This window comes from Methylobacterium sp. WL116, assembly GCF_008039455.1.
Taxonomy (GTDB): Bacteria; Pseudomonadota; Alphaproteobacteria; order Rhizobiales; family Beijerinckiaceae; genus Methylobacterium.
The window spans coordinates 1-697 of sequence record NZ_VRUV01001028.1; the positions used below are offsets into that span (position 1 = coordinate 1).

A 697-nucleotide genomic window follows, 5' to 3' on the forward strand; every position below is an offset into this window, starting at 1 on the left:
GGCGAGCCTCGAATCCCTCGCGGCCCAGGATTTCCGGCCCTTCCGCGCCCTCGCCGACCTGCCGATGGCAATGAGCGCCCACGTGGTATTCACGCAGATCGATCCCGACCGGCCAGCGACGGCGTGCCCTCCGCGACGGCGCGCATCTCGTCCGCGTCGCCGTTGCAGTGGAGCGCCACGTCGATGCCGGCGGCGAAGGCCGCCTCGGCCCGGGTGCGGAACGGCCCGGTCAGGGCATGCATCGACAGGTCGTCGGTCATCAGCAGGCCGTCGAAGCCGATCGCGCCGCGGATCACGTCGGCGATCACGGGCGCCGACTGGGTCGCCGGCCGGTCGGGATCGATCTGCGTGAATACCACGTGGGCGCTCATTGCCATCGGCAGGTCGGCGAGGGCGCGGAAGGGCCGGAAATCCTGGGCCGCGAGGGATTCGAGGCTCGCCTCGACCACCGGCAGGCCGTGGTGGCTGTCGCAGGCGGCGCGGCCGTGCCCGGGGATGTGCTTCATCACCGGCAGCACCCCGCCGGCCATCAGGCCCTCGGCCACCGCCCGGCCGATCTCGGCCACCTGCTGCGGCGTCGTGGCGTAGGCGCGGTCGCCGATGATGTCGTGGGCGCCGGGCTCGGGCACGTCGAGGACGGGCGCGCAGTCGACGTTGATGCCGACGTCGGCGAGGTCGTGCGCCATCAGGCGCGCGC

At 73.2% G+C, this 697-nt stretch carries 1 protein-coding gene and 1 pseudogene; one reads left to right on the forward strand and one right to left on the reverse strand.

Features of this window, described 5'->3' with window-relative positions; genetic code table 11:
- A pseudogene (locus tag FV223_RS32280) lies at positions 1 to 121 on the forward strand (beta-hexosaminidase); the annotation flags it as partial.
- On the opposite strand, the gene FV223_RS29210 reads toward FV223_RS32280, so the two are convergent.
- On the reverse strand, positions 90 to 697 hold a 608-nt coding region (locus FV223_RS29210; RefSeq protein ID WP_147730064.1), incomplete at its 5' end, for a glycoside hydrolase family 3 N-terminal domain-containing protein. The pseudogene FV223_RS32280 and the gene FV223_RS29210 overlap by 32 nt on opposite strands.